Below are 7,274 nucleotides of genomic sequence, written 5' to 3' on the forward strand. Positions count from 1 at the left end.
CGACGTGGGTGCGGGGAGGCTGGTCAGCTGCCCGGTTTGTAGACCGTGAGGCTTGCAGGATCGAACTCGGGCCGGTCGCCGGCGGACTGGTAATAGACGCCGATGCCGCCGAACAGGCGCCAGTAGGTATCGGGCCAGGCGGAGCGGCTATAGGGGCCGCAGGGCTGGTCGAGCGCGGCGGACCGGCTCGCATCAGCAGTCGCGAGATCGAATACGAAAGCGTCGGCAGGATAGCCGTCGCCGCGCGGGTTGCGTAGGGCGCAGCGCTGGACCTGTTCTTTCGGCAGGCCGGTCATCACAAGCGTATAGACGCCGAGATGCGGCGCGGATGGGGGCCCGTCGACAATGGTGAGCGCCTTGCGGCCGATGACTTCGGTGTTCCGGGCGGTGTCGGCGTAGCGCAGGACGAGCGCGCCGCCTTGTTGCGGGGTGACGGCGAGGCGGGCGGTCTTCTCGCCGCAGCGCTGTGCGACGTAGAGGAGCCAGCGGCCTCCGGTGAGTTGGGCCTCCTGCGCAGTGACATCGCAGCCTTGCGGGGGCGTCCACGGGCCGCGTGGCAGCCGGGCAAGCGCATCGGCGCGGCAGAGGCCAGTGCCGGGGAGAAGGCCGCCGGTCTCGGCGCAAGGTCCGGCGGGGGGCGCGGGAACGGCTGCCACCGGCGCATTCACCGCCGACTGCGCCTGTGCAAGTGGCCCCGCCGCCAGCATGGCAAGGGGGACGAGCCGCTTCATTGCCCGGCTGAGAGTGGCAGGCGCGCGGCTAGCCAATCGACCAGCTGGCGCCCTTCGGCTTCGTCGAGCGAGGATGCCATGTGGATCGTCTTCGCGCCGTAGTGGAACTTGATGACGCCGATGCGGCCATAGGTGAGCAGCGGAGTCTGGAACTGTGCGCCTTCGAAGAAGGATGGCCCGCGATCGGGCGAAAGGCCGCGGATCTGGGCGACGTCGTAGGCCAGTTCGCGGTTCCACAATGGCGCGCGGCAGGAATGGATGAGCTTGCCTGCTTCGACGCGGATGGTCTCCTCGCCGAACAGCTGCCAGGCGATGGTCGAGGCGGCATAGAGCCAGCCCAGCGCCCAGCCGCAGAGCCAGACGAGAAGGAACAGCTGGAACTCGGTGAACAGCGCATAGACAGCCACGATGCCGCCAAGGGACCACAGCGCCAGCCAGATGGGCAGGAAGCTGAGTGCGAACCAGTTGCGGCGGGCCGGGATGACGATTTCCTCGGTCAGGCCGGTGTGGATGATCCGCGCACGGCCATCGGGCACTGCAACCTGCTTGATGGCCATGGCTCGCTATCCTTTCAGGGTTATTCCGCCGCTTCGCTGAGGTCAGCCTGCTCGGCGGCCTGCCGGTTCCACATTTCGGCGTAGAGGCCGTCGCGTTTGAGGAGTTCGAGGTGGCCCCCGCTTTCGACGAGGCGGCCCTGATCGAGCACGAAGATGCGGTCGGAATCGGCGATGGTCGAGAGGCGGTGCGCGATCGAGATCGTTGTGCGCTGCTCGGCAAGGCCGCGCATGGTCGAGAGGATGTCCTGCTCGGTGCGGGTATCGAGCGCGCTGGTGGCTTCGTCGAAGAGGACGATGGGCGGGTTCTTGACCAGCGTGCGGGCGATGGCGACGCGCTGCTTCTCGCCGCCGGAAAGCTTGAGGCCGCGTTCGCCGACTTCGGTGTCAAAGCCCTTGGGCAGGCGCTCGATCAGCGGCATCAGCGCGGCGGCGCGGGCGGCGGCTTCGACATCGGCGAGGGTGGCGCCGTCGCGGCCATAGGCGATGTTGTAGCCGATGGTGTCGTTGAACAGCACCGAATCCTGTGGGACGATGCCGAGCGCAGCGCGCAAGCTGACTTGCGTCACTTGGGCAACGTCCTGCCCGTCGATCAGGATGCGGCCCGCCTGTGGATCGTAGAAGCGGAAGAGGAGGCGCGCGATGGTGGACTTGCCGGCGCCGGAGGGGCCGACGATGGCGACCTTGCTGCCTGCCGGGATCTCGAGGCTGAGGCCGTGGAGGATCGTGCGGTCCGGCTCGTAGCCGAACACGACATTGTCGAACACGACGGCGGGCTGGCGGATGAGCAGGGCTGGGGCGCCGGGGGCGTCGGCGACTTCCTGCGGCTCGTCCATCAGGCGGAACATCGCGGCCATGTCGATCAGGCCCTGGCGGATCGTGCGGTAGACCATGCCGAGCATGTCGAGCGGGCGGAACAGCTGGGTGAGGTAGGTGTTGACGAAGACGACGTCGCCGACGGTGAGGCGGCCCTGCGACCAGCCCCACACAGTGTACGCCATCGCGCCCGCCATGAGCAGGTTCACGATCAGCGCCTGCGCGATGTTGAGCAGGCCCAATGAGTTCTCGCTCTTCACCGCAGCATCGGCATAGGCGCGGGTGGCCTGCGCATAGCGGGCTTCCTCCCGCGCTTCGGCGGCGAAGTACTTCACGGTCTCGTAGTTGAGCAGCGAATCGACCGCGCGGGCCATGGCCTGCCCGTCGAGCCGGTTCATCTTCTCGCGCAGGGCGTTGCGCCATTCGGTGATGGTGCGCGTTGCCCAGCCGTAGAGAACGACGGCAAAGGCGGTCGCAATCACCAGCGGCCAGCCGAAGCTGATGTAGAAGATCACCGCGACGGCGACGAGCTCGATCACCGTGGGGGCGATGTTGAAGAGGAGGAAATAGAGCATCACGTCGATGCTCTTGGTGCCGCGCTCGATCACCTTGGTGACTTCGCCGGTGCGGCGGGCGAGGTGGAAGCGCAGCGAGAGCTTGTGGAGGCGGCTGAACACGTCTTCGGCGAGCGCGCGGGTGGCATCCTGCCCGACGCGTTCGAACACGATGTTGCGCATGTTGTCGAAGGCGACGCCGCTGAAACGACCAAGGGCGTAGGCCAGCACGAAGGCGAGCGCGACGGCATAGGCGCCGCTGGTGGAACCGGGTGCGGTGCCCGGCAGGCTCATCGCATCGATGGCCTTCTTATAGGCATAGGGGAGGGCGAGCGTGGTGGCTTTCGCCGCGAGGATCAGCAGCGTGGCGCCGATGATCCGCCGCCGCAGCGCCGGGTTATCGCGGGGCCAGAGATAGGGCAGGAAGCGGCGAAGCGTGCCCCAGCCATCGTGGCGGGCATCGGCACTGTTGGTTGCGGTATCAGGCGGCATGCATCCCCAGATAGGGGCTTTGGCGGGTTTCGCCAGTGGGAATGGGCTTTGACCGCCAGTTACTCCCTGATCCAAACCTCGCTCACCCTGAGCTTGTCGAAGGGTGCTGGCCCCACCGCCGCGTGTGATGCTTCGACAAGCTCAGCATGAGCGGGGTGGGGATGGGGGCAGCTGAACAACGAACGCGCCTCAGAACCGGAACGGAATCTCCGCGCTGTCGGGCAGGTCGAACAGGATCCGCTTGGTCGAGAAATCGATGGCGACGCGGTGGAAGAGCTTCAACTGGTTCATGCCCATGAACATTGCCGGGCGCTTGACCATCTCGAGCTTTTCGAAGGCGGGAGTGTCCGCGAATACAAGCACGGAATTGCTCATCGTCATCGTGCCGAGCTTGAGCGTCTTCGCCATGGCAAGGTCGGCCATGATGGTCTGACCGGTGACGGACTGGAGCTGCGTAGTCTCCCCCTTGTGTCGGCGCGCGAGCGCTTTCTGCAGCGCGCGGTTGCCGATCGAGGTATCGGAGCCGGTGTCGATCACGATATCGGTGCGCACACCGTCGATCACCGCGTTGGTCATGATCAGCTGGCCAGAGCGGCGGCGGGCCTGGACCACGATCTCGAACCCGCGGCTGCCCCCCAGTTGCACGGCATCGCCGATGGCCATGCGCTTCTTGTCGAAATCTAGGAGGACGCGCTGGTCTTGCAGGCTGTCGAGTCCGATGATGCCGTCGGCACCGATGTTATAGCCGTCCAATAGCGGTGCGGTGAGGCCGTAGAAGCTGCGGCGGCCAAGGTTGATCTCGTCGACTTCGACCAGATCGACGCTCTGCGTTCCGGCAATGCCGATGAGAAGGCCCTTGCCCGACATCGGCAACTGCAGCCGCGTGGCGATATCGCGCGAAAGCACGGTGCGCTCGGCGCCGGTATCGACGAGGAAATCGTAAGGGCCGGCCTGGCCGCCGCTATGGCCGATGCGGACGGGCACGGTCATGCGGTCGTGCCGGTCGATGTCGGCCTTGACGATGTCGACTGTGCCGGGTCCGGTCTGGGCCGGAGGCAGCGGTGCGGGCGTGGCCAGCGCCAGCGCGCCGGTTGATACGAATGCGAGCAGACCCATGGCGTCCTTCTCCTACCGCAGAGCATACGCCTTTCTGCGGAGACTGCCTATGGAATTCAGGGCCTTGCGGGTTCAACTCGGCGCGAACGCAAGGAGCCGAAGAGTTCGCCGAGCAGGCCGGTGATCTCGTCGAACAGCGAGTGGCCGATCAGGCGGAGTATGACGAACCAGAGCAGTGCGCCCGCGCCCGAAGTGACGAGCATCTGCAGTGCCCCGGCGTCAGACGGCGGAGACCAGAAGTGATAGCCGGCCAGAACCGGCGCGACCGCGGCGACGGTAACGACGACGCTGCGCAAGTAGATCACGGCCAGTTCGCGCCAGCGGAAGCCCAGCATCTGCCGCATGAACGGGGCATAGATCGCAATGAACACAAGGCCGTGGGCAAAGCGCGAGATGGCCACCCAGATAAGGCCGAACGGCGCAGCGATGGCCAGCAGCAGCACCGATGCTGCAGTCTCAAGCACATTTCGGCGGACGAGGCTGCGCATCCGGTCCAGCAGCACGGGCAGATCGCCGTTAAGCGGCACGGCAACATAGCAGAGCTGCGACAGCGCGACCCAGCTGAGCAGCGGCGCCGCGGCGATCCAGCGCTCCCCATAGAGAAGATGGATGATCGGCTCGGCAAGGACCGCGATCCCGGCCATCGCCGGCCAGGTGATGCCGGTATAGGCGCCGACCACGCGCAGATAGGGCGGGCCGAGCGGGTCGCCGCTGTCACGCACGCGGCGGAACGCGGGGTAGAATACGCCGGATACGGCGCCGGCCACCAGCATGCGAAGTTGCCCGGCAAGGCCCGAGGCACGCGCAAACAGGCCGACGGCGATGTTGTCGATCAAGCGGCCTATTACGAGCTCAGGCGCGCGGGCGGTGATCGAATTGCACATCGCCTGCGCGCTGTTGGTACCGCCCAGCCTGAACAGCGGCGCGGCGCCCTCGATGCGCAGCGGCCAGGGCAGCAACAGCCCTGCGCGCCACTGGCTGACGAGAAGGCGCGCGGCCTGCTGCGCGAATGCGCCCCAGGCGAGAGCCAGCGCGCCATAGCCGAAGATCGCGAGGGCAATGGCAACGACGGCATTGGCGAAGGCCGAGCCGACTTCGATCATCGTGTTCGACTTGTAGTCCATGCGCCGCTGGCAGGTGGCTTGCGGGACGATCGCAAGCGGCACCAGCAGATAGGAGCAGGCGATCACCAGCGCGACCGGTCGCATCGCAGGATCGCGATAGAAGGAGGCGATGGCACCGGAGGCGAGGATGGCAAGGAGCGCGATGCCCCAGGCGAAAGCGACCGAGATGGTGAAGGCGGTGTAGATCTTGCCTGCCGTCAGATCCCGCTCGCCATTGATGTAGCGGGTGACGCCAAAGTCCTGCAGGAAAGCGACCAGCGTGACTGCCGCGAAGGCGACCGAAAACAGCCCGAGTTGTGCCGGGGTGATGAACCAGCGCGCCAGCACGATGCTGGTGGCAAACTGGAGCGCGAAGGAAGCATATTGCGAGACAAGCGCCCAGGCAGCGGCCGTGCGTACCGACATGACCGGGGGGTGTTCGGTGAGCTCGGCAACGAGGCGCTCGGTGCGGGTCATGCTCAACCCTCGGTCTCGAGAAAGCTGGGATAGAGTGCCGGATCGGTTGAGCCCCGGGTATGCGCGCGGCGACGCCAAGTCAGCATCGGCCGTGCAAGCGAGGGGAAGAGCAGCCAAAGCGAGAAGGACGCCCCCCACAGGAAGCCACCAACCTGTCCGCGTGCGCTGCGCAGAGACGCAAGCCCGCGCTGAGTATCGCCATCGACAATGGCATCGATCGCATGCTCGAAATCGAGCGCAGCGCGGGTATCGGCAAGAAGCTTGTCGAGCAGCGGAATCTCGGGTGCGCCGGGTGGAAGGGCTTTGCGCGCCTTCTCGTACGTGCGGAGATTCCCGAGCAGCATGCGGCCGCCGTTAGCCGAAGCACTGCCGTGGCGGACGCGATATTCGCCGAGCACGGCGTCGATGTGACGCGCTCTCCCGCCCAGCATCATCAGGCGCACCCAGAAGTCAAAATCCTCCGATTGGGCCATGCGGGTGTCGAAGCCGCCGATTGCATCGAAGTCTGCGCGGCGGAAGGTGGTGCCGATGTAGACGTTGAACGAGCGGTCGAGAATCTGCGCAAGGGTTCCGTTCCTCGGCTGGGGTCGGTCGACGCAAGTGCGCAGACGGGTGACCGCGCCGAAGATCAGCGCATTGCAGGTGACGAGCCGTACCGATGGATCGGTTTCGAGAATCGGCACGACAGTGGCGAGGTAGCCGGGCCGGAAAAGATCATCGCCATCGAGCAGCGCCACCAGCGGCGCCGAGGAAGCGGCAATGGCGGTGTTCCGCGCGGCAGAGACGCCATGGTTCGCCGTGGCGAGGAAACGGATGCGCGGATCGGACAGGAAGGGCGCGACGGCACCAGCGACATCGTCGGGCGCGCCATCATCGATGACGACGCACTCCCACTGCGTGAAGGTCTGGCGCTGCAGCGAGGTGAGTGCCTCGCCAAGGAGATGGGCGACACCATACGCGGGCACGATCACGGCAACGCGCGCATGTTCCTGCGGGCGCGCGGGAGCGGCGCTCGCCGTTCCTGCCGCTGGCGCAGGAGGGGGCACGTGGGAAGAGTCGCAGGTCATCTCCGATCCGGACTAACCTGAGGCGCTTAAGGTTTCGCTTACGAAACCGAGTCGGACGGCAAATCTGCGCGAATCTGGCCTTGTGGGGTGATTCTGGCAGGGGAGCGGCGGAGAAGTCGATTTGGGACCCGCTGATGGATCAGCCAAAGCTCCCGGTTTCCGGGCGATTTGGGAGTTGTTTCAGAAAAAATGCAAAATCCCGTTGACGGGCCGGAACCCCCTCCATATATGCCCATTCACCGGCAGGGACGGCGGCATCGCTTCCATTTTTGCTGGTCGCCAGCATAGTCGGACACCAGGTCCCCCGGTAGCGAAAATCGGGGAACGTTGGTTGTCCGCCAAATTCTGTCTGGTGGTTCTTTGA

Annotated in this window: 7 protein-coding genes; all 7 read right to left on the reverse strand. The window is 65.8% G+C overall.

The features are described 5' to 3' along the window. Positions 1 to 23 precede the first annotated feature (23 nt). Positions 24 to 731 carry a hypothetical protein gene (locus NDB2M1_RS09565; RefSeq protein WP_072381648.1) on the reverse strand — a complete coding sequence of 236 codons (708 nt, stop codon included), beginning with the start codon at positions 729 to 731 and terminating at the stop codon, positions 24 to 26. Beyond that, positions 728 to 1,288: a hypothetical protein gene (locus tag NDB2M1_RS09570; RefSeq protein ID WP_072381650.1), complete on the reverse strand. Its 561-nt coding sequence runs from the start codon at positions 1,286 to 1,288 to the stop codon at positions 728 to 730. Before NDB2M1_RS09570 ends, NDB2M1_RS09565 begins: the two co-directional genes overlap by 4 nt. A gap of 20 nt (positions 1,289 to 1,308) precedes the next feature. Then, positions 1,309 to 3,147, reverse strand: coding sequence for an ABCB family ABC transporter ATP-binding protein/permease (locus NDB2M1_RS09575; protein WP_072381652.1), 1,839 nt, complete (start codon positions 3,145 to 3,147; stop codon positions 1,309 to 1,311). Between the two features lie 189 nt (positions 3,148 to 3,336). After that, positions 3,337 to 4,263, reverse strand: coding sequence for a retroviral-like aspartic protease family protein (locus NDB2M1_RS09580; protein WP_072381654.1), 927 nt, complete (start codon positions 4,261 to 4,263; stop codon positions 3,337 to 3,339). A 56-nt stretch (positions 4,264 to 4,319) separates the two neighbouring features. Further along, a complete protein-coding gene (locus NDB2M1_RS09585) occupies positions 4,320 to 5,843 on the reverse strand; it encodes a lipopolysaccharide biosynthesis protein (protein ID WP_083554759.1) in 1,524 nt (507 codons plus the stop codon). A gap of 2 nt (positions 5,844 to 5,845) precedes the next feature. Next, positions 5,846 to 6,910, reverse strand: coding sequence for a glycosyltransferase family 2 protein (locus tag NDB2M1_RS09590; protein WP_083554761.1), 1,065 nt, complete (start codon positions 6,908 to 6,910; stop codon positions 5,846 to 5,848). Between the two features lie 139 nt (positions 6,911 to 7,049). Then, a partial coding sequence (locus NDB2M1_RS22870; protein ID WP_216233987.1) for a hypothetical protein occupies positions 7,050 to 7,274 on the reverse strand: 225 nt, incomplete at its 5' end.

Source organism: Novosphingobium sp. NDB2Meth1 (assembly GCF_900117425.1).
In the GTDB taxonomy this organism is placed as follows: domain Bacteria; phylum Pseudomonadota; class Alphaproteobacteria; order Sphingomonadales; family Sphingomonadaceae; genus Novosphingobium.